At 40.6% G+C, this 25,990-nt stretch carries 24 protein-coding genes; 14 read left to right on the forward strand and 10 right to left on the reverse strand.

Going from position 1 to position 25,990, the window contains the following annotated elements; genetic code table 11:
- The first annotated feature begins 9 nt into the window (after positions 1–9).
- Entirely contained in the window at positions 10–1,044 is a 1,035-nt protein-coding gene (locus AABJ44_RS14240) for a Gfo/Idh/MocA family protein (RefSeq protein WP_338369697.1), read from the forward strand.
- Between the two features lie 43 nt (positions 1,045–1,087).
- Positions 1,088–2,338, forward strand: coding sequence for a carcinine hydrolase/isopenicillin-N N-acyltransferase family protein (locus AABJ44_RS14245; protein WP_338369698.1), 1,251 nt, complete (start codon positions 1,088–1,090; stop codon positions 2,336–2,338).
- Positions 2,339–2,446: 108 nt separating this feature from the next.
- Here the strand turns inward: AABJ44_RS14245 and trhA are convergent, their stop codons facing one another.
- The 3 genes from trhA to AABJ44_RS14260 form a co-directional block, all read right to left on the reverse strand.
- Complete coding sequence (gene trhA, locus AABJ44_RS14250; protein ID WP_074643674.1) at positions 2,447–3,349, reverse strand: PAQR family membrane homeostasis protein TrhA; 903 nt, start codon at positions 3,347–3,349, stop codon at positions 2,447–2,449.
- A gap of 87 nt (positions 3,350–3,436) precedes the next feature.
- Entirely contained in the window at positions 3,437–4,219 is a 783-nt protein-coding gene (gene rlmB / locus AABJ44_RS14255) for a 23S rRNA (guanosine(2251)-2'-O)-methyltransferase RlmB (protein ID WP_338369699.1), read from the reverse strand.
- A gap of 15 nt (positions 4,220–4,234) precedes the next feature.
- Positions 4,235–4,732 (reverse strand): YchJ family protein, encoded by a 498-nt coding sequence (locus tag AABJ44_RS14260; RefSeq protein WP_074643671.1) that lies wholly within the window; start codon positions 4,730–4,732, stop codon positions 4,235–4,237.
- A gap of 74 nt (positions 4,733–4,806) precedes the next feature.
- Between AABJ44_RS14260 and AABJ44_RS14265 the strand changes: the two genes are divergently transcribed.
- The 6 genes from AABJ44_RS14265 (at position 4,807) to AABJ44_RS14290 (ending at position 10,758) form a co-directional block, all read left to right on the forward strand.
- Positions 4,807–6,381, forward strand: coding sequence for an ATP-binding cassette domain-containing protein (locus tag AABJ44_RS14265; protein ID WP_338369700.1), 1,575 nt, complete (start codon positions 4,807–4,809; stop codon positions 6,379–6,381).
- Between the two features lie 48 nt (positions 6,382–6,429).
- Entirely contained in the window at positions 6,430–7,512 is a 1,083-nt protein-coding gene (locus AABJ44_RS14270; RefSeq protein WP_074643667.1) for a glycosyl hydrolase family 18 protein, read from the forward strand.
- Positions 7,513–7,612: 100 nt separating this feature from the next.
- The gene (locus tag AABJ44_RS14275; protein ID WP_338369701.1) at positions 7,613–8,215 is read left to right on the forward strand and encodes a hypothetical protein; all 603 of its coding nucleotides are present in this window, start codon (positions 7,613–7,615) and stop codon (positions 8,213–8,215) included.
- A gap of 181 nt (positions 8,216–8,396) precedes the next feature.
- Complete coding sequence (locus tag AABJ44_RS14280) at positions 8,397–9,758, forward strand: PFL family protein (RefSeq protein WP_338369702.1); 1,362 nt, start codon at positions 8,397–8,399, stop codon at positions 9,756–9,758.
- A gap of 8 nt (positions 9,759–9,766) precedes the next feature.
- Positions 9,767–9,898 carry a hypothetical protein gene (locus AABJ44_RS14285; RefSeq protein ID WP_338369703.1) on the forward strand — a complete coding sequence of 44 codons (132 nt, stop codon included), beginning with the start codon at positions 9,767–9,769 and terminating at the stop codon, positions 9,896–9,898.
- A complete protein-coding gene (locus AABJ44_RS14290; protein WP_338369704.1) occupies positions 9,895–10,758 on the forward strand; it encodes a GNAT family N-acetyltransferase in 864 nt (287 codons plus the stop codon). The genes AABJ44_RS14285 and AABJ44_RS14290 overlap by 4 nt, the downstream gene beginning before the upstream one ends.
- 26 nt (positions 10,759–10,784) lie before the next feature.
- On the opposite strand, the gene AABJ44_RS14295 is transcribed toward AABJ44_RS14290, so the two are convergent.
- From AABJ44_RS14295 to AABJ44_RS14305, 3 genes are read right to left on the reverse strand one after another with little or no spacing between them, the layout of a single operon-like run.
- Positions 10,785–11,570: a hypothetical protein gene (locus AABJ44_RS14295; RefSeq protein WP_338369705.1), complete on the reverse strand. Its 786-nt coding sequence runs from the start codon at positions 11,568–11,570 to the stop codon at positions 10,785–10,787.
- A gap of 14 nt (positions 11,571–11,584) precedes the next feature.
- Positions 11,585–12,283, reverse strand: a complete 699-nt coding sequence (locus AABJ44_RS14300) for an ABC transporter ATP-binding protein (RefSeq protein WP_074643654.1) — start codon at positions 12,281–12,283, stop codon at positions 11,585–11,587.
- 9 nt (positions 12,284–12,292) lie between these two features.
- A complete protein-coding gene (locus tag AABJ44_RS14305) occupies positions 12,293–12,646 on the reverse strand; it encodes a GntR family transcriptional regulator (protein WP_074643652.1) in 354 nt (117 codons plus the stop codon).
- Between the two features lie 143 nt (positions 12,647–12,789).
- On the opposite strand from AABJ44_RS14305, the gene AABJ44_RS14310 reads away from it, so the two are divergent.
- Entirely contained in the window at positions 12,790–13,566 is a 777-nt protein-coding gene (locus AABJ44_RS14310) for a helix-turn-helix transcriptional regulator (RefSeq protein ID WP_074643649.1), read from the forward strand.
- Here AABJ44_RS14310 and AABJ44_RS14315 read toward each other — a convergent pair.
- Both AABJ44_RS14315 and AABJ44_RS14320 read right to left on the reverse strand, forming a co-directional pair.
- A complete protein-coding gene (locus AABJ44_RS14315) occupies positions 13,563–14,459 on the reverse strand; it encodes an alpha-hydroxy-acid oxidizing protein (RefSeq protein WP_338369706.1) in 897 nt (298 codons plus the stop codon). The genes AABJ44_RS14310 and AABJ44_RS14315 overlap by 4 nt on opposite strands.
- A 13-nt stretch (positions 14,460–14,472) precedes the next feature.
- Complete coding sequence (locus AABJ44_RS14320; RefSeq protein ID WP_074643645.1) at positions 14,473–15,558, reverse strand: 6-phosphofructokinase; 1,086 nt, start codon at positions 15,556–15,558, stop codon at positions 14,473–14,475.
- Between the two features lie 197 nt (positions 15,559–15,755).
- On the opposite strand from AABJ44_RS14320, the gene AABJ44_RS14325 reads away from it, so the two are divergent.
- The 4 genes from AABJ44_RS14325 (at position 15,756) to AABJ44_RS14340 (ending at position 21,815) form a co-directional block, all read left to right on the forward strand.
- Positions 15,756–18,800 (forward strand): adenylate/guanylate cyclase domain-containing protein, encoded by a 3,045-nt coding sequence (locus AABJ44_RS14325; protein ID WP_338369707.1) that lies wholly within the window; start codon positions 15,756–15,758, stop codon positions 18,798–18,800.
- Between the two features lie 18 nt (positions 18,801–18,818).
- Entirely contained in the window at positions 18,819–19,481 is a 663-nt protein-coding gene (locus AABJ44_RS14330; protein ID WP_338369708.1) for a YczE/YyaS/YitT family protein, read from the forward strand.
- 88 nt (positions 19,482–19,569) lie between these two features.
- Positions 19,570–21,450, forward strand: coding sequence for an OPT family oligopeptide transporter (locus AABJ44_RS14335; protein WP_338369709.1), 1,881 nt, complete (start codon positions 19,570–19,572; stop codon positions 21,448–21,450).
- An 11-nt stretch (positions 21,451–21,461) separates the two neighbouring features.
- Positions 21,462–21,815 (forward strand): PqqD family protein, encoded by a 354-nt coding sequence (locus AABJ44_RS14340; protein ID WP_074643635.1) that lies wholly within the window; start codon positions 21,462–21,464, stop codon positions 21,813–21,815.
- Between the two features lie 110 nt (positions 21,816–21,925).
- Here the strand turns inward: AABJ44_RS14340 and AABJ44_RS14345 are convergent, their stop codons facing one another.
- Positions 21,926–23,407: a DUF1846 domain-containing protein gene (locus AABJ44_RS14345; protein ID WP_074643633.1), complete on the reverse strand. Its 1,482-nt coding sequence runs from the start codon at positions 23,405–23,407 to the stop codon at positions 21,926–21,928.
- A 98-nt stretch (positions 23,408–23,505) separates the two neighbouring features.
- On the opposite strand from AABJ44_RS14345, the gene AABJ44_RS14350 reads away from it, so the two are divergent.
- The gene (locus AABJ44_RS14350; RefSeq protein WP_338369710.1) at positions 23,506–24,609 is read left to right on the forward strand and encodes a GGDEF domain-containing protein; all 1,104 of its coding nucleotides are present in this window, start codon (positions 23,506–23,508) and stop codon (positions 24,607–24,609) included.
- A gap of 87 nt (positions 24,610–24,696) precedes the next feature.
- On the opposite strand, the gene AABJ44_RS14355 is transcribed toward AABJ44_RS14350, so the two are convergent.
- Complete coding sequence (locus AABJ44_RS14355) at positions 24,697–25,965, reverse strand: beta-ketoacyl-ACP synthase (RefSeq protein ID WP_338369711.1); 1,269 nt, start codon at positions 25,963–25,965, stop codon at positions 24,697–24,699.
- Between the last annotated feature and the right edge of the window lie 25 nt (positions 25,966–25,990).

Below are 25,990 nucleotides of genomic sequence, written 5' to 3' on the forward strand. Positions count from 1 at the left end.
AGTTAAGATATGTCGTTGAATTCAAAAAATAATTCTAAGATTTACACAGCGGCTCTGGTCGGCACAGGGCACATTGGTTTTTCTCTTGGTTTTGACAAAAAACGTGAACAGCCTGCTTCTCATACAATGGCCTTATTAGGCAACAAACGCATTAAGTTGATTGCCGCTGCTGACACAGACTCGGAACATCTTGCAGATTGGAAGAAATTTGTAAAAGGCGCAGAAACATTTTCTTCCAGCGAAGAGATGTACAACGAAATACCAACTCCCGACATAATTACTGTCGCTGTAAACGAAGACTCTCACATGAAAGAGTGTCTTGCAGCTATTGAGGCAAAACCCCGCCTTATTATTCTGGAAAAACCAGTCGCGCTAAACAGCATCCAGGCTGCTGAAATTGCTGAAGCCGCAGACAAAGCCGGAGTTCCGGTTATGGTCAACCATGAACGACGCTTTGCTGCAGACTATAATATGGCAAAGACTTATCTGAAAAATATTGGGACCTTGCAGTCTGTCCGCGGAGAATTGTATTCAGGCCTGCGTATTTACGGCAAAGAGTTTGAAAACGACGGTGCCTACAGCCTGCTTCATGACGGAACTCATCTTGTTGATATAATCAGCTGGCTTCTGGATGAAAAACTTTCCAAACCTCTTGTTACTGGAATTTTCAAAGATGATAAAGATGTGGTTCGAAACTTCAGCGCACATTTTTCAACTCCATCCTGTGCAGTCGTAACAATCAGTATGAGTGGCCGCAGCCGCTTTTTCAGCTTTGGTCTTGATATTCTTGGCACAGAGGGCCGAATCTGTCTTGGCAACGGTTATGCCAAATTCTACAGACGCAAGGAATCAAAACTGTACACAGGGTTCTTTTCACTTTCGAAAGACAGGAGCATTCATCTCCCTAAGAAAACCGGATACTTTTCAAATATGATTCAGAATGCAGTTGATTTTCTGGATAAAAAAGAAAAGCTGCTAAGTTCTCTATCTGCAGCGATTGAAGACCTGAAGGTTCTTGAAGAGATAAAAGCGAAATTTATTTAATCTTAATTTACAGTGTCTTAATAACAAAAGGAGTTCACTTTATATGAAAAAAGTATCAAAAATCATCTGTATCATTTTAAGTTCAATTCTGGCGCTGGTTCTGATTACTGCAGTAGTATTTAGTATTATCTTTAGAAATGAAATATCTGCTATTTCATCTATCAAAGTTCTTAAGCCACGCGTAGAAAATTCTCTGCAATGTGGAATCTACGAAATGTCGTTTAATGGTGATTATTATTTTGATGATTACCTTGCTCAGGGCGGTGCAAAAAATGACAGAGAGCTACTGGATTTCATTATGAATAAAATGACAAAGGGGCTTTTGAAGCTTAAAATCAAAACTTCAAAAATCGGCTGTTCTTCTTTTACTGCACGTAAGCCAAACGGAGAACATCTTTTTGCCAGAAATTATGATCTTTATTCTACAAATACATGTATTGTCCGGATTAAAGGTAACAAAAATCGTCATGCTTCAATTTCAACTGTAGACCTTTCTTTTATAAATATTCCGGCCTATAAAAATGTAAATAATCTTATTTCAAAAGCTTACTGCCTCGCTGCTCCTTATGCCCCTCTCGACGGAATAAATGACGCCGGTGTAAGTTGTGGAATTTACATGACCTATCAGGGAGATGGTAGAAATGTCATTGCTACAGATCAGAATACAGATCTTCCTGATTTTTCTCCAACTACTTTTATCAGAATGATTCTGGATTATGCAGATTCCCTGGAAGAAGCTATAGATTTTGCAAAAGCTTATGATATGCACGATTCAGCCGGAACTTCATTTCACATAATGATTACAGACCGCTCTGGAAGAAGTGCGATTCTAGAATGGGTATACGGCAAAAACGGTTCTGATAATAAAGGGGCCTTAAGAAAACTTGTCGTTACTTATAATGATGCTGATGAGCATATTGGTCCTCACGAAGCAGAATCGGATTTTCAGTGGGTTACAAACTTTATCATTCAACCAGGCTACTACCAGGAATACAGTACAAAAACTCTGGTAGGCTGGGACCGCTACAATATTCTGTATGACGAACTTTCCAAAACAGACGCTATTATTGAAGATGAAATGTCTGCAATGAAGATTCTGCAGAAAATTGCTCAGCGAACTATACGCCCAAACCGCAAAGCTGACGATTATATTCTGACAATCCACAGTGTAATCTATAATCTCGACAATCTTACAACTCTTTGGTGCGGAAACGAGCAGTACACTGATACAAACGGAATGTTTAAATATAAGTTTGATAAAAATAAAAACTGTTTTATACGGGATTTATTATAAAAGGAATATGAATGGGGGCGTTACGGGGGCGAAGCCCCCGTTAGAAAGGGTAGGCCGCAACGAAGTGCGGACGAAGGGGAAGACTTTCCCCTCCTTCTGTTTTATGATTTATGCTCCGAGGAAGAACAACGAGAAGAAAATATATACGCTGCCGAACAGCATTATGATGTTGCTGAGGAGGTGCATGAACTTGATTTTCTTGAGATTGTAGAAAATGATTCCTATGAGATAGAAAACTGCTCCGAGAACGAGCATGCTGAAGCTCTTTGCTGAAAGAACTTCGAAAAGATTTTTTGCTACGAAGAGTCCTGAGAAACCTGCGAGAATGTAAAGTGCTACGTTCAATTTGTCATATTTTTCGCCGGCAATTGAGTAGAAAAGGATTCCGATAAATACAAGGCCCCATACGATTCCGAAAAGAATCCAGCCTATTTCTCCCTGAATCTTTGTAATTGTATATGCACTGTAGCCAAAGCCTATGATGAGGAATGAGAAAACATGAGAAAGGCGGTTGAATACCTGTTTTGCTGTGATGTTTGTAAGTGCATGCTGAAGTACTGAACTGAGGTACATCAGAATCATTGATGCTCCGAAAAGCGAATAGAAAACTGTTGTAATATTTACAAAGCTATCAAGCTGACCTACTGCGATTGTATCCAGAATTGCTGTTGCAGCAATAAAAAGCATTACGCCAATTCCCTGAACGATTGAACTTCCGATTTCCTCGCCTACTGTTAAACGGCGTGATTTCTTTGCGAGCTCCAGAAGACGTTTTTCATTTGCAATGCGTTTTTCTGCACGCTTCATGGCACGTTCTGTTTTTGCATATTCTGCAGCTGCATATTTTGCCTTAAGACGCTCTGGATCTTCTGCGTACTGAATATTTATCTGCTGAACGGCGTTTTCGTAATCAATTTTAAGCTGCTTAAGTCTTGAACGTTTTTTTGACTTAAGAGATTTTAATGTAGATTTTCTGACTGCTTTTTGTGCAATTTCATCTTGTCTGGACATAGTGTTACCTCACTTTTATATTATTATAACATTATGACACTTTTTGTCAATTTTGTCATGAATATAATTCTGATATTTATATAATCACTATTTACTAAGCTCATATAACAGCACGCCTGCTGCAACAGAAACGTTTAAGCTGTCGATTTTTCCGCAGGTTGGAATTGAAACTATGGTGTCGCACTGTTTTTCCAGAAGCTGTGCTATTCCTGTTCCTTCACTGCCCATTATAATTACTGATTTTGGAGCGAACTCTATTTTACGGCAGTTTTCTCCACCAGCATCGGCTCCATAAATCCAGAAACCTGCATTTTTGAACTGTTCTGCAGTACGAACAAGGTTATTTACGATTGCTACAGGCACCCAGGCACTGGCTCCAGCACTTGTACGGCCTATTACTTCGTTTCCAGCTATATCACTGGCACTATTGTGTTCTGGAAGTACAACAAGAGCTGCTCCAAACTGGTCACAGCATCGGATAATTGCACCTACATTATGAGGATCTGTAACACTGTCCAGAATAACAACAATAAGGCGGTTTTTATTCTCTGGAAGGTCGCCGCTATGGGTTTTTATCCAGGAATCAAAATCTACTATATTGGCGGTTTGTTTTTCGCCGCCTTCGATTTCCATTACAAGACCACGATGGTCGCGCAGGGGTTCATCGAGACCAGCTACAAGAGTATCGAGTTTTTTGTCATCTGACTGAATTACAGGAATTCCTGCTTCTTTTGCAGAAGCAAGAATTTTCTTAACGCGCGGACCTGGCTTGCTGTAATAAAGCTTAAGCCCGGCAGGAGCAGATGTTTTGTCCTTACCCTTTGATGCGCGAATTTTTTCTTCTATCGAATGAAAGCCTGTTACTACCATACGTCTACAAAAGTACTAGCGGCCGCAGCACTGCTTATATTTCTTACCACTTCCGCAAGGACATGGATCATTACGTCCAACCTTTGCACCAACACGCTTTACTGTTGTAGGAATTACATTTCCTGCAACATATTTCCAGTCATCTCCAACTTTCTTGAAAAGAGAAATTTCGTGATGAACATCGTGCATATTGTGAAGTGTATAATCTGCTTCGAATTCTACAATCTGCTCGTCTTCTTTTTCACCGTTTTCTGTACGAAGAATTTTAAGTCCGTTCCACTGTGACTGTTTGCTCCATTCTTCTGTTGCCTGGCGGTCGATTTCGCCGATTCCTTCACCTTCTTCACAAGAATTGATGATGTAATCAATTTCGTGCTTTACATAAGAAGTGTAGCGTGCACGCATACATGCTTCTGCACTTGGAGCTTTTGTTTTTCCTTTGATAATTGGTTCACAGCATTCGCTGTATGTTTTGCCCGAACCACATGGGCATAATTCGTTATTAGTACTCATGATGATTATTTTAATGATTTAATTCTTCTAGGGCAACAGTACACATTGAGAACTAAATTGATTATAATCCTCGTATGTGCAAAAACTTTATAACTGTTCAGAACTGTAGAATTGAAAATAACCGTGACGTACTTATACCTAATATCACCTGGAAGCTCAATGAAGGAGAAGTCTGGCTCGTTACCGGTCCAAATGGAAGCGGTAAGGCAGATTTTTTGAATGCGCTGGCAGGAAACTCCGGACTTAAAATTACGCCTAATGAAACTCTTTTGAATGGTGACCAGGGGCTTTTTTCCAATATCTTTTCTGATTCTACTGATGTTGTTTCACTGGAACGGGCTGCACGCCTTATTCAGGAAGAACGCGAAAATGATGAAAGTGATTATCTTGAAGGCGGTGTTGACCATGGCCGTACCGGACGAGTGTTTATTGCACAGGCACTTTATCCAGAACTCAAAAAAGGTATGCCGCTGCCGGATGCAGCATTTCATATTGAAAACGAACCTGCTATAAAACTTTGCGGAATCGAGAAGATTCTGGACCGCGGCCTCAAATATATGTCTACCGGAGAGATCCGCCGTACACTCTTGGCCCGCGCCCTTGTTTCAGGCAAAAAATTCCTGATTTTAAGTGATCCTTTTGCGGGGCTGGATGTTCAGAGCCGCACTATTCTTCTGGACTTTTTTGATTCAATTGCACGGAAAAAAGGCTTTCCTCAGCTGATTCTTGGAATGGAACGCTGGCACGAGATTCCTGATGCAATCACACATGTTCTGGAATTCCGGGATAAAAAGGTTTCTTACTGTGGAGAACGCTCTGGTTATGAAGCTCTTTTACAGGAACGTTCAAAACAGGGAGCGGCTGACGAAGAAGAAAAACGTCAGAATTTTAAGGATGGATTTGAGGAGCTGAATACAACAGCTTCCGTCAAAGACCTCGATAATCGTGAAGTCCTTGTAGAAATGAACGATGTTAATGTTGGCTGGGATGATCACCAGGTTCTCAGTCACCTTAACTGGAAGCTGGTTCGCGGCGAACACTGGCTTGTGCGCGGTCCAAACGGAAGCGGAAAAACGACCTTCCTCGAGCTTATTACCGGCGATAATATGCAGGTTTTCAGCAACGATATACGTATTTTTGGTAACCGCCGTGGTTCAGGCGAAACAATCTGGGATATCAAAAAAAGACTTGGAATTGTTTCTTACAGAATGCATGTTGAATACCGTATGCTCGGCGGAACTTCCCTGCTGGCAGTAATTATCAGCGGCTTCAGAGACAGTATTGGTTTATATGGAGAAACTCCTACCGACCTTGAAATAGCAACAGCAAAAAAGTGGCTTGCACTCGGCGGTTTTGAAGGCCGTGAATCAGAAAGTTTTGGTTCCCTCAGTTACGGTGAGCAGAGAGCTATACTTATTCTACGCTCAGCCGTTAAAACTCCGGAAATTCTTATTCTTGATGAACCTTGCCATGGACTTGATGAACAATATCGTTCAAAAATCCTTCAGCTGATGGAACTCATTGGTAATGGAGGCACAACAACAATGCTCCATGTTACACATGACCCTTCCGAGGTTCTCTCATGTGAAAAACATATCCTGGAACTGCATCCAAATGAAGATCCAATGTGGAAAATCATTACATTATAATAAAGAATTATCACAACTTAGAGGCACATACTGCCGATAATCTTTATTATGAAGAAAACAATCAGCTTATTAATTGTCCTCTCAGTTTTTTGCTGTGCCTGTTCTGCCCGCGGAAAAGCTGATACAGAAATTCCTACAGAAGAGGTTGAATATGCCTACAAAGGCGATGAACCTTCTGTAAATCTGGAAGAAGAAGAAAAACCTCTTGTTCCCCTTTATACCCTGCGTCAGCCAACCGGAAATCCAGTTCCTTTACGCGAAAGCTGGGGTTACGTAATGCAGAGCCGTCTGGATGAATATGATAATTCCATTCCATTAACAGACGTATGCTTTTTCTCAGCCGAAGTAAACTGCTACGGCGAACTTACAGGTATACCAAACAGAAACCGCATAAATACAGGAAAGGCACGCTGCCATCTCGTAATCACCTGTGACAGTAAATCACTAACACATTTCATCCTTGAACCGGGAAGCAGTGCAAGAAAGAATCTTCTTAAAGCAATTGTAAAAGCCGGAGCTCCATACGACGGAGTTCAAATCGATTTCGAGCTTGTACCGGCAAGAGACCGTAAAAACTTTATCACCTTCTGTTCAGATTTACGTTATATGCTTGGAAAAGCAAAATGGTTCTCTATTTGTGTACCAGCCCGCTTTAAACTTCTTTCCGAAGATATTTATCCTTACACAGAAATAGCACAATACTGTGACCGTGTTTTTGTTATGGCCTACGATGAACACTGGTCTGGCGGACGCCCTGGCGCAGTAGCATCAGTTGACTGGTGCCGTAAAGTCATGGAATACGCTCAGAAAGCAATTCCACCTAAAAAACTGATTATGGGAATTCCTTTCTATGGAAGAACCTGGGCAAGTGAAACAACAGCAGGTGCGTGGTATTTCAGCGGTGCAAACCGAATTATGACAGAGCATAAAGTTCCGGAAGTCACATACGAAAATGATATTCCGACTTTTAAATATACAGCACAGGTAGATGTAACCGGATATTTTAATGATGCCTATTCCGTAGTCGAACTCTGCCGCCTTTATCAGAATGCCGGTATACAAAAAATGGGATTCTGGAGAATTGGTCAGGAAGATCCTGCAGTATGGGACTGGATAAAGATTAACAAATAGAGTGACACTTTTTCTCCTCACATGTGTTATAATAGTGAATACGGAAAAAGCCGGACTTGAAAAACTTATTTAAGAGCTTTTTCCAGGAGGATAAGACCTTATGAAAAAGATTCTTTCTATTTTATTGATTTTATTTACAGTTTCTGCAGGATTTGCTTTTGCTAAATCTAACGCTTCAGATCCTTTTGATGATCTTGTTGAAAAACTTTTGAAAGATTTAGATGATGAAGGTGCAACAGTTGCCGTAAAACTGTTCAATTCTGAATTAAGCAATAACGAACGTAAGAAGATTTCTAAATCTGTTCAGTTCTCACTTTATTGCGCAGATGTTCTTGAAGTAGTTGCAAAATCAACTGATGCCGACTACATCTGTACAGGAAAAATTGAAGCAGATGGTCCAAATTACATTATCAGCGCAAAACTTGTTGATAACTATGATGATACTGTAATTGGAAAAGCTAAGCAGAAAGTTCCAAAGGATTATTATGCAGACAAACCAACTGATGTAAAAGTTCAGACAGTAGTTGTTGAAGATTCAGTTGATGCAGACGATATTCTTGGAGCACTTGTTGTAGGAAGTATTATCGGTGGAGTTTTCCACGCAGCAACAACACCTCCACGACCTGTAGTGGTAAGACCTTCCAGACCATCAAAGCCATCAAGACCAAAGCGTCCTGCTAAGGCTCGTCCTAACAGACCGTAAATTTACAGGATAAGAGGGGGATGCCTCCCCCTCGCTTCAGCCCGCTCAGCGGTCTTCCGCTACCCCTTCTGCGGGGGACACCCCCGCAACGCCCCCCGTTTTACAACTAATTTTCCTACCTTGCCCCCATTAACAGTTTTCATTAAAATACTTAACAATCACCTTAAATCAGGAGCTTAATATGATTTTTTCACCAGTAGAGATTCAGGAAACAGTTAATATGTTTATGCGACAGAAGCTGGATATCCGCTGTATTACAATGGGTATTTCACTTTTGGATTGTGCTGATTCAGACAGCAAACGAGCCTGCGACAAGATTTACGACAAAATTATGAAAAAGGCCGGGAATCTCGTAAAAACTGGTCAGGATATTGAAAAGGAGTTCGGTGTACCAATCATCAACAAGCGTATTTCCGTAACTCCAATTGCCCTGGTTGCCGGTGCAAGTGAAGCTAAAAACTACGTTCCATATATTAAAACCCTCGACCGCTGTGCTCACGAGCTCGGCGTAAACTTTATCGGTGGTTTTTCTGCCCTCGTTCAGAAAGGAATTACTCCTGCTGACCGCATCCTCATCGACTCAATTCCAGAAGCCCTTGCTTCAACTGATTTTGTATGTTCATCTGTAAACGTTGGATCAACAAAATCTGGTATCAATATGGATGCCGTAAAGCTGATGGGTGAAACAATCGTAAAAACTGCAGAGGTTTCTAAAAACTGCGAAGTAAACGGCTGTGCAAAGCTCGTTGTATTCTGCAATGCACCGGAAGATAACCCGTTTATGGCAGGTGCATTCCATGGTCCTGGAGAAGCTGATTGTGTAATCAACGTTGGTGTATCTGGTCCTGGAGTTATCCTTGCAGCAGCAAAGGAATATAAAGGTCAGCCAATCAACGTACTCGCTGATGGTATTAAAAAGATGGCCTTTAAGATTACCCGTATGGGTCAGCTTGTAGGTAGTGAAGCCGCTAAACGTCTTGGCGTTCAGTTTGGTATTCTGGATTTAAGTCTTGCTCCTACTCCTGCAGTCGGCGACTCAGTTGCCCGCATCCTTGAAGAAATCGGTCTTGATGGTTGTGGTGCTCCTGGAACTACTGCTGCCCTCGCAATGCTTACTGACATGGTAAAGAAAGGCGGTGTTATGGCTTCTACAAACGTCGGCGGACTTTCAGGTGCCTTTATTCCTGTTTCAGAAGACGAAGGTATGATTGAAGCTGCAAAGAACGGTTCTATCTGCCTTGAAAAACTTGAAGCTATGACTACAGTATGTTCTGTAGGTCTTGATATGATTGCCATTCCTGGTGATACTCCTGCTACAACAATCTCTGGTATTCTCGCTGATGAATTTGCAATCGGTATGGTAAACAATAAAACTACAGCATGCCGCCTTATTCCTGCTCCTGGCAAAAAGGCAGGTGAATGGGTTGAGTTCGGCGGCCTTCTCGGAGGCTGCCCTGTAATGCCTGTAAGCAAGTTCGGCTGTGCAGACTTTATCAACCGCGGCGGCCGTATCCCGGCTCCAATCCACAGCTTCAGAAACTAGGAGGCCTTATGAAAAAGCTGCTGATTGCAATTGCCTTCGCAATGGTTTTAATGGCTGGCTGTTCCTCAGTTTCTGTAACTCATGAAGACGGTTCTCATACCGTTCTTTATCCGGACGGCACTCTGGAGCATATCAATTGACCTTAATTCCTGTTGAAACGCCGGAAGATTTTCTTCTGGCGCAGCAGTTTATAATTCCGCACGAAGAAACCTGTACTACACTTGCCTCTCTTGTGCGGAGAAAAACCGACAAACTTATTTTTCTGAAAAATGAAAATGAGATTTCCGGTATTCTTAGTCTCGATTCGACAATCTATCACTGTATTCCAGATATAAATCTAATAGACAATAACTCCCTTCTGGAAAATCTGCCTTATCTTATGAAAAAACCGGTCCGCTGCATAAGTGGTGAAACAAGCGGAACCGAGTTTCTGGTGGAAATAGTTAATTCTATAAATGGTAGTCTCGATACAACCGCTTCGCGGCCACTCAACCACCCCGAAATCAAATATCCGTACCGCATGCTCCGGTGGTCCTCTAAAAAGATAGTTTCGACAAGCACAACCACCGAAAATGGCGAAGAAATCATCCGCTGTACCGAGCACGACATGGAAATTCTGCACCCGCTGCAAAAAGATTATATGAAAGGCGAAGTAGCAGTTCCGGGACGTCAGCTTACAGATGCAGAAGTAGACATCACTCTGCGCCAGATTCTCAAAAATCAGCTGTGTTTTGCGCTGACAGTAGACGGCGACATTGTAGCAAAGGCAAACACTAATGCTATCGGAATAAACTGTATACAGATTGGCGGAGTTTACACTCACCCGCTCTACCGTCGTAACGGCTATGCAGGTGCCCTTGTACAGGCACTCTGTAACCGTGCTTTACAGGCCGGCCGTAAACCAGTTCTTTTCGTAAAAGAAAAAAATACGCCCGCATTCAATCTCTACCAGAAACTTGGTTTTGAAGAATGCGGGCGCTATATGATTGCTTATTATTAGAGCCTGAAACAAGTTCAGGATGACTGTTATTCCAGATTCAGTCTTAACTCCATGATGAAGTAAGTTACAAATCCATAAATTACTGAGAAAATAAGTCCAATAAAAGCAAGCCAGTAAAGCATTATGGCATCATGTGGAAGCCAGTTGGCCATAATTGCTCCTGTTATTCTTGAAGTTACGCTTGTAATAGCAATGATAGCAATAAGTTTTGCCATTGTTCTGTGCTTCTTTGACAAATGTCCGATTGCATTTATCAGATAAGTAAATAAATGAATACAAACACTCCATGATAAAGAAAAGAGAATAACGCCAAACATAGTTACCAGCCAGCCTTCTTCAAAATGGATTACGCTGAGATTTTTAATGCACAGTGCAATAAACGAAATCATCATAACAACTAGAGAAGTTACGGCCCAAATAAACATTGTTAGAATTCTTCCCCAGAGATGTTCCCCCATAGTTACCGGCAGTGAAAGATTCAAATATGCTTCATCGCCAAGCAGACCATGCTTAAAACGTTTTGAAATAACGCTTATTGTAACAACACCGGCAACTATTATGATAATCCAGTAAATCATAAAGAAGAATCCAGCCAGACCATCTGTCCAGTTTTCATTTCCATTGATATTAAAAGAGAAACTGAAATTAAAACCACCATCTGAAGAAACCGGAATAAATAATCCTGTCATCAAAGCAAGTGCAATTATTGCAATATAAATTGGTACCAGAATACGAGATGAATGCTTTAATTCATATTTACAAACTTTTCCAATCCAAGGAAACGGATTTCTGCTAGTATTTTTATTTTCCATTTTTCACTCCTGATTTAGCATCTGAATTCTTCGCGGAACAATGTATCAATAGACATACCTGTTTCCTCACGAATTGTATCAACATCACCTTCGCGGATTATGTTACCTTCCTTAAGGAACAGCACATAGCCCAAAACGGATTCAATATCGCTGATTAAGTGTGTTGAAATAATTACTGTTGCATTTTCACTATAGTTTGAAATGATTGTATTGAGGATATAATCGCGTGCAGCAGGGTCTACTCCACCAATCGGCTCATCAAGCATATAAAGCGGAACTTCACGGCTCATTGTAAGAACAAGCTGAACCTTTTCCTTGGTACCTTTTGAAAGGCTCTTCAGCTTATCATCTGCATCAATCTTCAATGTCTTAAGCATTTCATAAGCTTTATCTTTATTAAAGTTTACATAAAAGTCTGTCATCATCTGAACAAGATCCCTTACAGTCATCCAGTCGTTGAGGTAAACACGATCCGGCTGATAAGCTGCAATTGCCTTAGATTCAGCACCAGGCTTTAAACCGCAAACTTTGATTTCTCCAGATGTCGGTTTTAAGAGACCGGCAGCCAGTTTAAGCAAAGTTGTTTTTCCACTTCCGTTTGGTCCTAAAAGACCTACTATTGCACCCTTAGGAACACTGATATCAATTCCCTTCAGTGCAGTCTTTGTAATATATTTTTTAGTAAGATTTTTGCATTCTAAAACTGTTTCCATTACTTTCTCCTATTCTTCTTCGATAATCTTAATTACTTCTTCCTTATCGAAACCAAGGGCCTTCATGCGTTCAAGAAAAGCCGCTATTTCACTTTCTGCAACTTCTTTCTTCATATTTGTTATCATTTCCTTATCATCTGTGATAAATCGCCCTGATGTTCTTTCAGTGCGCACCAACCCCATTCTTTCCAGTTCAGAAAGAGCTTTTTGCATTGTATTTGGATTTACCTGAGCTTTAACCGCTAAGTCTCTGACTGAATCAAGACGGCTGCCTTCCGGGAGCTCACCGGAAATTATCTGCGCCTTGAAATAGTCTATCAGCTGGAGATAAATCGGTTTATCATTTGTAAAGTGATATTCCATTAGTACCTCATTATCAAAATAACCATGGTTATTGTATTAAGCACATAATACAGTAATACAAACCATATGTCAACATTTTTTTTTGAATTTTTTTCAATTATATTATAAGATGATAACAATACCAGAAAAGGATAATTAAAAATATGGAACAGAAAACATATACACGAGCTCAAAAAAACTTGATACGATTTTTCTGTATAATCGGAATTGTCGTGGAAATTCTGTGCATCCTTCGTCTTTTTTTGAGAACTGATTTTAACCTGGGCATTCCAGATATTCAAACTGTAACTGATTTTCTTCTTTCTGATTTGTGCCTTACAATTATTGATTCAGCAAGTTTTATTATTTTTATAATTCTGCTTTTTGTACCACAGCAATTTGAACTTTTTGCTCTTGTTGCCTTCATTTATTCGTTTAAAATTATTGCAGTTGAAACTGTTGTAGAAAACCCTATTGGGCTTTTGCTTTATCTTCTTGGTATTTCATGTCTGTTATACAAGGATTTTTATAAAAAACATGGTCACTTGAAAACAGCAATTGCCATTATCTTATATTTTGGACTTGTCAGTCTCAGTTTAAGAAAGGGGCTTCTGTGTTTTATCAATTCTCTTGTAATTACTCTTGGATATTCTCTTACTTTCCTTGCTGCTATTTTCTTTGTAGTAAACTTCCTGAGAATTATTTACGTTAAACGTAATGCACGAATCTGGGACCTTTCAAAGTATCCTGAGCTTACAGAACGCGATAAGGAATGGCTCAAGCAGATTCTTGAAGAAAAGCGTTATGAAGAAATTGCAAGTGATTCGGGAATTACTGTAGGAACTCTTAAGAACCGTATGCATCAGATTTTCCTGATTGTTGGTGTTGAAGACCGCATCAGTCTGCTGGCTACATACGGCGGTTATGATGTAAAGTTCTAATTGATAAGTTCTTTTACAGTTTCGTTATAATGATCATCATAAGTGGCACGGATTAAAGGCCGTGCCATTATTATTTGATCAGCCCCAAAATAGAGTGCTGTCTGAATATCTTCGCGGGTACGTATTCCACCGTCGACCCAGATTTCCTTACAATACTTTTTAAGTTCTACAGCGTGCTCTTTCATGAACTGTGCGGTGCTTCCAATACGGGTTTCTACGCGGCCACCGTGATTAGAAATATAAACAACATCCGGCCGTACCTCGCGAACCAGTGCTATATCATCATCTGTAAAAATACCCTTAATTACAAACGGAAGCTTTGTATGCTCGCGGAACTCTTCGAGCTGAACTGCAGTTTTACGCTCAAGGTTTACAAGATTTCTCATTGTAACAATGTTGTATGAGTCTATATCAATTCCAATATGACTTGCATATGGACGCACCCACTCTATGCGTTCAAAGAGGCGTTCCTGAGGATAGGGTTTCAGGAAGAAGGCAGCATCGATTTCTCGAGTTCGCTCAGGGACCTCAGTGTTCAATTCTTTTACTGCAGCGACACCAAGCTTCAGTTTTTCATCCGGGCAGCCATCACCTACACAAAGGCCAAAGCCTGCCTGAGCCGCATTCATGAGATATGGCAGATAAAAGTCTGCTTCATTTGCGTAGCCGATGTTTTCTACCGCGCCGGTAACCGGACCACAGCGAAGTTGTGCCGGGCTTACGGTAATTTTAGAGATTTCCTCTTTTTTTGTATTATACAGCTCTTTCCAGCCTTCGCAGTTCAGCTGGAAATTCTTTCCTTCAAAAACACCACCAAGTCCAGGTAACATTCCCGGACAACCGTAGCCGTCACAAACTGCACAGCGATGGCATTTCAAATCACCAGTTCCCACCTTGTTCCCCTCACTAGTCGCCAAAACAAATTCCTAAATCTCGTGCTGTCTTAAGAACAGGCTCCTCTTCAGTTATCTCTTTTACTTTTCCTGCAACAACAGAAAGTGGAGTTGCCACAATACTGCCGTTCTTCACTGCGACAAGATTTCCAAATCGCTTTTCTGCCAGGAAGTCTGCTGCAGCACTACCAAGCTTAGTTGCAAGAATCATATCATAAGGAGCAGGATCTCCTCCTCTCTGAAGATAACCAAGCACAGAAGTTCTTGTTTCGATTCCTGTTGCTTCTTCAATTTCTTTTGCAACGCGGAAACCTACAGACTGGCTCATACTCTCACGAGCCTTCTTAAATTCTTTTTTGCTGAGCGCAGCTTCATTTAAATCAATTGCACCTTCTGAGCAGGCAATAATAAAATAGTTCTGTCCTTTAGCTTTTTTAGCCTTCAGGTATTTTGCAATCTTCTTAATATCATACGGAATTTCTGGAAGAAGAATTACATCTGCACGTCCTGCAAGTCCTGCATAAAGTCCAAGCCAGCCAACCTTGTGGCCCATAATCTCAACTACCATTGCACGGCTATGACTTTTTGCTGTAGTTCTGATTGCTTCAATTCCATGAGTTGCAACATCAATTGCTGTATGAAAACCAAAGGTTTCATCTGTACCAACAATATCATTATCAATTGTCTTTGGCATTCCAATTACATTAAAGCCAGCTTCAGAAAGCAACGAGGCAGTAGTATTAGTTCCGTTTCCACCAAGACACACAAGCGCATCAAGTTTATTCTTTTTGAAAGTTTCTTTAATTCCTTCTACAGGAAGAAGTCCGGTTTTTGGATCAGGAACAGGATTCTTAAAAGGCTTCACGCGGGAAGTTCCAAGAATTGTTCCTCCCTGAGAAATCAACGGCTCAAGATCAATTGTATCCATCTTGAAGGTATCGTTATCTATGAGTCCGCGGTAACCGTTACGAATACCAATAAACTTCATTCCATAATTATTCTTACCAGAAATACATAATGCGCGAATTGCTGCATTTAATCCTGGTGCATCTCCGCCGGAAGTAAGAATTCCGACTGTTTTAATTGTAGAAGCTTTCATAACTATGATTATAACCTTTTTTTGATAGAACGGACAACTAAAAAAACAGGACATCCGCATTATAAAGAATTAAACCGTGAATTTTGGCTCCCTGTCGCATATTTGCAGGGCAAAAACGCGCAATAATGCGGATGTCCTGTTTTTATATCAATCACAAAAATTTGCTTTAAAATAACAATGCGTTAAAATGTTAATTGATGAAGAAATCAGCTATTTTACTTGCTTTACTTTTAGGCTGCTTTACAGCAGTCTATGGTCAGTCTGCGGCGGAGGGAAAGGTTGATCAGACATTTCTGAATGACTTTGTATGCCGAAACTGGACTACGGCGGATGGGCTTCCTGGTATGACGATTACTGCAATCATGCAGGATCAGAAGGGCTACATCTATGTTGGAACTTATGAAGGTCTCGTACGTTTTGATGGCGTAGAGTTTGTTACATTTTCACGCAATATCGACCCAAAATACGATTTTGCTTCTGTCCGTGCAATTTTTCAGGACACTAACGGAAACCTCTGGGTTGGTCATAACGATGAAGGTGTAACCTGCATTCAGCCGGATGGAACCATTCTGAAATACACTACAGAAAATGGACTTCCACATAATTCTATCCGCGCCATCTGTGAAGACTTTAATAACAATATCTGGCTTGGTACTGCTTCGGGACTCTGCTATCTTACACCTGAACATGAAGTTAGAATTCCGGAAGGTCTTCATGAACTTGGACAGGATACAATTCAGGTTTCTCGACTTTACTGTGATACTGCAGGACGAATCTGGATTTCTACAGCCATAGAAAATGACCTGTTTGTCTTTTCTACTAGAAAACTCGAACGCTTTACCGGAATCACAAAAATCAAAAATCCTTCTGTAAATGAAGTAAGCCAGGATAAGAGCGGTGCCTTCTGGTTTGGTGTTGCTCCTCACTACGCTGTACGTATTAAAGACACAGAAGAAACTGTTTTTGACATAGGCCATGACCATCAGGAAGGAACTGTCGTAAACTCAATCTTACAGGATACTGCCGGAAACTTCTGGTTCGCATCTGACTGCGGTATTACAATTCTTCACAATGGAGTTTATACCTATTACGATAAGCGTAACGGACTTGCTGACGATTATATAAACCACATTTTCGAAGACCATGAAGGAAACATGTGGATTGCCTACAATCGCGGTGGTATTGAAAAAATGAGTCAGGGTAAGTTCCGTACAATCGCAATGCCTATTGCCGTTAATGCAATCTGCGAAGATCCTGTTCGCGGTGTTACCTGGCTTGGTGCCGATAACGGACTTTACTGTTACAATAAAGACAGCCAGTTTGTTGAAAATAAAATTACTGAACTTTGTAAGGGTGCGAGAATCCGCCATGTTGGAATGACTTCTGACGGAGAACTTCTCATTTCTTCTTATTCTGATATCAGTCAGGTATGTGTAACCAGCAATGATAAAATCACCGTATGGACAATGAAAGACGGCCTTGCCGGTCTTAAATGCCGCGTTTCAATTAAAACCACTGACGGAAAATATTACGTAGGAACAACACAGGGATTGAGTATTATTGAAAAAGACGGAAGCATTCATTCCCTCACCAGAAAAGAAGGCTTTGAAAATGAATTTATTATGAGCCTTTACGAGGACAAAAAAGGACAAGTCTGGGTAGGTACAGACGGCGGCGGAATCTACATTCTTAAAGATGAACAGATTATCAAACACTATAATTCTGAAAATGGACTTGCAGGAAATGTAATTTTTAAAACTGAACCTATTGAAGACAGTGGACTTTGGATTGCAACCGGTACCGGAATTTCAAAATACAATGAAGAATCTGATACCTTTGCTAATCTGAATTCTGCTAATGGACTTGGTACCGACAGTGTTTTCCAGATGATTTGTGATTATACCCAGACTGTATGGATGACCAGCAACAAGGGTATTTTCTCTGTAAATCTTGCTGACATGGAAGATGTTACCATTGGAAAACGTAAAAAGATAAATGCAAAATATTATGGAAGTTCTGATGGTCTTAATACCGGTGGTATTACATCAACTTCTGTTTCTACACAGGATTCTCTTGGCCGTGTTTGGTTTACCCTGATTGACGGTTTTGCAATTTACGACCCGGTTAAATCCGGCAAAAATCAGATTCCTCCAAAAATTGAAATTCAGGAATATTCTATTGATAATGTTAAGTATGATTATCATGGTGAAAAAATTATTCTTCCGCCATCTGCAAAACGTTTGAGCATTAAGTTTACAGGTTTAAGCTTTATCTCTTCTGATCAGATGCGCTTCTGCTACAGACTCGGTGGTTTTGAAAATAATTATTCTGAATGGTCTAATCTCAGAAATGTTTCTTACACAAACCTTAAACCAGGCACATACAAGTTTACCGTAATGTCTGAAAACGGAGACGAAATTAAGAGTAAACCTTCAGATCCAATCATCATCATCAAAAAGCCTTACACCTGGCAGCAGCTCTGGTTCCAGATTCTTGTTGGTGTAATCATTGTTGGAATTGCAACTCTCATTGTATTCCTCAAAATCCATTCTATGCGCCGTTATCAGATTGAGCTGGAGAAAAAGGTTGAAGAGAGAACTCACGACCTTAAACTGGAAAAGGAAAAATCTGAAAAACTTCTTTTGAATATTCTTCCTTCAGAAGTTGCCAAAGAACTTACAGAACATCCTAACCAGACAATCGCTAAAAAATTCCCGAACATTACAGTTTTGTTTACTGATATTGTCGGCTTTACAAAAATGAGCGATGGTATGACAGCTGAACAGGTTGTTACTATGCTGAACAAGATGGTTACACTTTTTGATGAACGTGCTAAACGGGAAGGCATTGAAAAAATCAAAACTATTGGTGATGCATATATGGCTGCCACAGGCTTTACCGAAGAGCCGGATAATGACGGAGCCCTCCGTATGGTTCACTTTGCAATCGGACTTATGGAAGATGTACGCCGCTTTAATGAAACCTCTCCTGCTAAGGTTCAGATTCGTCTTGGTATCAATACCGGAAATCTTGTTGCAGGTGTAATCGGAAAATCTAAGTTTATTTATGATATCTGGGGCGACACGGTAAACGTTGCAAGCCGAATGGAAAGTACAGGTGAACCTATGAAAATTCACGTTACCGAAACTACTTACCTGCAGACTCAGGATCAATTTGCTTACAGCGAAGGTATTGAAGTTGAAGTAAAAGGTAAAGGAAAGATGAAGACATACTTCCTTTAATTCGCTATACTCGGCACTATGAAATTTTCATTCAAACAATTCATTGTGCCGAACTTCGGCAAACGCCTTGCGTTTATGCTGCCCGCAGTAATTCTGATGGGCGTTTTCGTTTCTATTCTCGTTGAAATCGGCTGGGGAACTGACCCGGCCAGTTTTATGAACCTGAACATTGCAAGTACACTTGGCTGGGGCCTTGGAAACACCGAGGTCCTCGTTTACGGCCTTATGCTCATTTTCACTTTCATTTTTGGTGCTCAAATGATTGGCTTTGGTACTCTCGCCAATATGATTCTGATTGGCTATGTAATTGACCTGTGCCGCTGGATCTGGAAAAACATTGGTTTTGCTCAGTTTATTTATGATAGCAGCTTTGCCGTACGTGTAGTGATTTTTGCCGTTACACTTCTTTTATTTGTTGTTGTAGCTTCAATTTACATCAATGCACAGATGGGTGTTGCACCTTATGATGCAATTCCAAATATTCTCAGTGGCTGGATTACAGTTATTCCATTCGCTGTAATCAGAATCTGTTTTGATCTTGCAGCTGTTGGTATTGGTGTAATTGCAGGAAAGATGAATCCAGATGGCATTCAAGGTTCTATCGTAGGTTCTATTTTGATGTCGCTTCTTCTTGGTCCTGTAATCAGCCTTGTAGGAAAACCTCTTAAAAAGATTCTGTAAAATTCAAAACATTTCAAGTTTCTACAAACAGAAACAAACTTCATAACCTATGGTCTCAGTAGGAGTATTATGTTATACTTATAAGGTTATGGATAATAATAAATGTTTCAAACCTTTTATCCCAGCTGATAAAATTGTTCCGGAAATCACTCCGGTATCTATTATCCTGGGTATCATTCTTGCCGTACTCTTTGGTGCGGCAAATGCGTATTTGGGTCTGCGTGTAGGAATGACAGTTTCTGCTTCTATTCCTGCAGCCGTACTCTCAATGGGTATCATTCGAATCATTATGAAACGTGATTCTATCCTTGAGAATAATATGGTGCAGACAATCGGTTCAGCCGGAGAATCTCTTGCTGCTGGTGCCATTTTTACCCTTCCTGCTTTGTTCATGTGGGCTGCAGAAAGTGATGCAATTCACAAGCCATCTTTCTGGGTAATTGCAATCATCTCTTTGTGTGCCGCTCTTCTTGGTCTTATCTTTATGGTACCGCTTCGCTCTGCTCTTATCGTAGAAGAACACGGTGTTCTTCCTTTCCCAGAAGGAACTGCCTGTGCTGAAGTTCTCCTTGCAGGTGAAGAAGGTGGAGAAAAATCAAAAATTGTTTTCTCTGGTCTTGGTGTTTCTGCTCTTTACAAATTTATTGCAGACGGAATTAAACTCTTCCCTTCAGAAATCGACTGGTCAATTAAGCCTCTTGGTACTGGATTTGGAATGGATGTTCTTCCTGCTCTTGCCAGCGTTGGTTACATTTGTGGAAAGAAAATTTCTGCTTATATGTTAGCCGGTGGTATTCTTGGCTGGTTTGTTGCCATTCCTTTGATTTACTTCTTTGGTGATTCTTCTGTATTTGCTCCAGCTTCTGCTGCTATCAGCGAACTTGGTGCATGGGGTATCTGGAGCAGCTACATCCGCTATATTGGTGCTGGTGCTGTTGCAACTGGTGGTATCATCAGTCTGATTAAATCTCTTCCAACAATCATCAAAACTTTCAAAAAGGCAGTTAGTGGCTTTGGTCACAAGGAAAATGTTGCAGAACGTACAAACCGCGACCTTCCTTCTCTCTTCCTTTTGATTCTTGCAGCAGTAATCGTACTTGCAATCTGGATTATTCCAGTAATTCCTGTAGGACTTCTTGGTGCAATCATCATTTTGATTTTTGGATTCTTCTTCGCTACTGTTTCAAGCCGCATGGTTGGTCTTGTTGGTTCTTCAAACAACCCGGTTTCTGGTATGGCTATTGCAACTCTTATTATTGCAACTGCTCTTCTTAAGGGAACTGGTCATACAGGTGTAGCAGGAATGACTTCTGCAATCTGTATTGGAACTATCATCTGTATTATCGCTTGTATGGCTGGCGATATTTCTCAGGACTTGAAAACTGGTTATATCGTTGGTGCTACTCCTAAAAATCAGCAGATTGGTGAATTGATTGGTAGCGTTGTTTCTGCAGCTGCTATTGGTGGAATCATGTATCTTCTTGATGCTGCATGGGGCTTTGGTTCAAAAGAACTCCCAGCACCTCAGGCAACTTTGATGAAGCTTGTAGTTGAAGGCGTCATGGGTGGATCACTTCCTTGGACACTTGTTCTTACAGGAGCCGGAATTGCTGTTGCAGTTGAAATTATTGGAATTCCAGTTCTTCCTGTTGCAATTGGTCTTTATCTTCCTATTCATCTTTCTGCTCCAATTTTTGCAGGTGGTCTCCTCCGTGCATTCTTTGACCGCAAAGGTGAAGAAGGTAATTCAATTACTGAAAAGGGAATCCTTTATGGTTCAGGACTTATTGCCGGTGAAGGTCTTATCGGTATCCTTCTCGCTGTATTCGCAATAATCCCACTTTCATCAGGAAAATCTCTGCTTGAAGCAATTGATCTTGGTGGAATTCTCGGCAACTTCGGTGGTCTTGCATTCTTCATCCTTTTACTTGCTTCTTTTGTGTGGTTTACTGCTCGTAAAAAGAAATAGGAGTTATGACGATGAAAAATAAAACTAAGACAAGAAAGCTTTCTGCAAACTATATGGATATAGTATTTATTAAAAATGCTGATATTCAATGGCGCGTAAAAGAAAATGGAATTGTTGAAGTTGATATGGTAAACAAGGGATTTTTTAATTCCATTGCCCAGAAGTTTTTTCATCGTCCGAGAGTGAGCCATATTGCTCTGGATAAATACGGAACAACCTTGTGGCTCGCGCTCGACGGCACTGCAACGGTAAACGATGTTCTTGAAAAAATGAAAGAAGCTTTTCCAGAGGAACAGGATAAAATGCTGAACCGTGTTGTTCAGTTCCTTACTACCTTGGAAAGCTGGAAGTTTATTAGTAGATAAAGAAAAAGCCCGAACAATGTTCGGGCTTTTTCTTTATGTCATTGCGAGGAGCGGAGCGACGTGGCAATCTACAATGGATTGCTTCGCTACGCTCGCAATGACCTAGTGTATTAGCCAATAAGTGGCTTCTGTTTCTTACTTACAGGCTCACAAGTCAATACACAACCAAGCTTCTTGAAAATCTTTCTGTCGACTTCACTCAGCATAACAGTTGTATGAACCTGACATCCACGAAGATTTGGCAGCTGCTCAATTGCCATACGGCAGTTCTCGTCTTCACGAGAAAGCATTGCAAGTGCAACAAGAACCTCATCTGTATGCAAACGAGGATTGTTTCCGCTCAGGAAATCAACCTTCATACGCTGAATTGGCTCAATCATCTCTTTTGGAATAAGCTTAAGTTTGTGATCCAGACCAGCAAGATGCTTTGTAGCATTCAAAATAAGAGCTGCACTGGTTCCCAAAAGCTCTGTTGTTTCAGATGTAATAATTGTTCCATCTGCAAGTTCTATAGCTGCACAAACTGTTTTTGATTTTGCAGCACGTTCTTTTGCAGCAACAGTAACCTTGCGGTCATCAGTTGTAATCTGTGCCTGCTGCATCAAAAGATTTATCTTATCAACTTCTGATTCTTCTGCATTGCCTTCTACAAGACGTCCAACTGTTTCGTAATAGCGGCGGATAATTTCCTGCTTACTTGCTTCGCAGCAGGCATCATCATCAAAAATACAATAACCGGCCATATTTACGCCCATGTCTGTAGGAGACTTATATGGGTTGTTGCCGTAAATTCCTTTGAAAATAGCATCGAGAACAGGGAAGATTTCGATATCGCGGTTGTAATTTACTGTTGTTTTTCCATAAGCCTCAAGGTGCCATGGGTCAATCATGTTTACGTCATTAAGATCTGCTGTTGCAGCTTCGTAAGCAAGGTTTACAGGGTGCTTAAGCGGAAGATTCCAGATTGGGAAAGTTTCGAACTTAGCATAACCAGCTTTAATTCCACGCTTATTTTCGTGATAAAGCTGACTCAAACAGGTTGCCATCTTTCCGCTTCCTGGTCCTGGGGCTGTAATTACAACGAGAGGACGTGTTGTTTCAATGTAATCATTCTTACCAAATCCTTCATCACTTGCGATAAGAGGAACATTTGAAGGGTATCCAGGAATTGTGTAATGATAATAGGCCTTAATTCCCATCTTCTTAAGACGGGCACGGAAAGCCTTTGCAGCTTCCTGACCTGTATAATGTGTAATTACAACACTACCAACCATGAGTCCGCGGTTCTGGAACTCATCTCTAAGGCGCAAAACATCCTTATCGTAAGTGATTCCGAGATCACTACGAACCTTGTTCTTTTCAATATCTACTGCGCTGATTACAATTACGATTTCCGCTACGTCGGCCAGTTGCATGAGCATCCGTAATTTACTGTCTGGCTGGAAACCTGGGAGAACTCGGGAAGCATGATAGTCGTCAAACAGCTTTCCACCGAATTCAAGATAGAGTTTATCGCCGAATTTGGCGATCCTTTCTTTAATGTGTTCTGACTGAATCTTCAGATACTTGTCATTATCAAATCCGTTTTTCATACGGTACTTAATTATAATGCATTTATTATTTTTTCACAATGATTATTGGTTGACACCTTTGAAGATGTAGAGTAAATTTGTAAATGGAAGGGAAGTTTATGATTTCAAAAATTAAAAAGCTCTTAGGACTCGAGAAATTACATCCCGACGTCCAGTTCTTTCTGGATTCTGAAAACCTCAATATAGCGCAACCTGCTTCCTTCATTGTAATGATTGTTGAGTTTGGATTATTCCTTAATACAATTATTTACGTTATAAGAAGTGGACGACCGCCTTCAGCAAATAATCTTTTTTACAGAACTCTTTATGGTCTGATGGTTATTGCATCGGCACAGCTTTTTATTTATTCCACATACCACAAAAGAAGAGGAATTCATTTTAAGCGTTTTGCATTAGACTCAAGTATTATTATTTTCTTTCTCTCTGTTATTGCTTTTGGAATTTGCATTTCTATTAAAGATTATATTCATGGTGAACAGATCCTGGTTTTTATTACTATAGAACTTTTTGTTGCCTGTCTTTTTATGGTTAAACCATATCTTGCAATTATACTGATAACTATTCCTTTTACTATTTTTTATTTCATGATGGCATCAGCTAACGGTATTTCTAACGCAACAAGAATAAACTATCCGGTCATTATGTTTTTCTTTATTCTTGTAAATATTGCACACTATCAGCAGTTTCTGAGAATTGCAAATCATAATGTTGTAAATCACGCCCTCGCAGAACAATTGCGTAATGCATCCCGCTACGACTTCCTTACTAAACTTAAAAATCGAACTGCCTTAAACATGGATTTTGAAGATTCTGATAATCCTTACTTAAATTCTCATTTTATTGTTATGCTCACAGATATTGATGATTTTAAGATTTATAACGATACAAAGGGACATAATTTTGGCGATGAATTACTCAAGAGACTAGCTTCAATCATGCAGAATAATTTTGGAAAAACACATTGCTATCGTTATGGTGGCGATGAATATCTGATTGTGCTTCCTGAAATCAGAGAAGACCTGTTCCTTGAAAAAATCAGAATCGCAAAAGAATGCACTAAGAATGAATTTCATTTCAGTGGCGGCTATACCCACGGTTATGTAAGTTCAGCTAAAGATCTGCATCACCTTATCAATATTGCCGACAAGAATCTCTATGATGCCAAAGGTTCCGGTAAAAATCAGGTAATTGGAAAGTTTTAATTGTACATAAAAAAAGCCGCCAGTGGTTGAGAGATGCTAAGCATCGTATCTAATCCGCCGACGGCTCTTTTATAAATGTTTGAATGTTTACTGATTATTCCACTTCTTGAAAATCAATGATGTGTTTACACCACCGAATGCGAAGTTATTAGCCATAACGTATTCTGCATCGATGTTGCGTCCTTCACCCTGTATGTAGTCGAGTGGAGCACACTCTGGATCTACATTTACGAGGTTTACATTTGGATGGAACCAACCTTCGTTCATCATGTTGATTGTAAGCCAGCTTTCTACACAACCGCAGGCACCGAGGATGTGTCCAATGTATGATTTAGTAGAGCTGATTGGTACAGCGCGACCGAATGCCTTGTAAACAGCCTGAGTTTCGGAAATGTCTCCGTGAGGAGTTGCAGTTCCATGAGCGTTTACATAAGCAATCTGATCCTTTGAAATACCAGCATCTTCAATTGCCATTTCAAGACATTTTGCCTGAGTTTCGCTGTTTGGAGATGTGATGTGTGAACCGTCCATATTTGTTGCAAAGCCTGCAATTTCGCAGTAAATCTTTGCACCGCGTTTTACAGCATGCTCAAGGTCTTCCAGAATCAAAGTACCGGCACCCTCGCCAATTACAAGACCATCTCGATCTTTGTCGAAGCACTTAGGAGTAGCTTCTGGAGTTTTATTCATGCAGGATGTTGCACCAAGCGTATCAAAAATTGCAGCGTCTGGAGCAGAAAGCTCTTCTGCACCACCGCAAATCATAATTTCCTGTCGTCCGTCTTCTATTGCTTCATAGCCGTAACCAATAGACTGTGAACCGGAAGTACAGGCTGTATCAGTAATAATAACACGGCCGCGAATCTGCCAGTAAACGCTCATGTTGCAGGCATTAGTCTGTGGCATAGCCTTGATGTAGGTCTGGCTGTTGAGGTGCGAAGAATCCCCAGTTTCAACCATTTTTGCAAGGTCACCGATGGCATCCATACTTCCCATACAGGTTCCATAAGCAATACCGGTGCGGCCGTTCTTGAGTTCTTCAATTACATCATCACCGTCTTCTGCAAGCAGGCCTGCCATGGCAAGAGCGTCGTGTGTAGAAAGAAGTCCCAGCAAAGCAACGCGTCCCATTCCGCGAACCTTCTTGCGAGGGAAGCTAGGCAGCTCCTCATCAAAAGGACAAGCCAGACGGGTATTCATTTTTGTGTAGCGTTCCCATTCCGGCATATAGCGGATTTTATTTTTACAGGTTTTTAAATTTGCATAAGCAGTTTCCCAGTCGCGCCCAAGCGCAGAAACCATACCGCCGCCAGTAACAACAACACGGCGTTTTCCATTTGGTTTTGTGAATTCCATTTTTTATACTCCCAAAAAAGGTCAA

The organism is Treponema bryantii (genome assembly GCF_036492245.1).
GTDB lineage: Bacteria > Spirochaetota > Spirochaetia > Treponematales > Treponemataceae > Treponema_D > Treponema_D bryantii_C.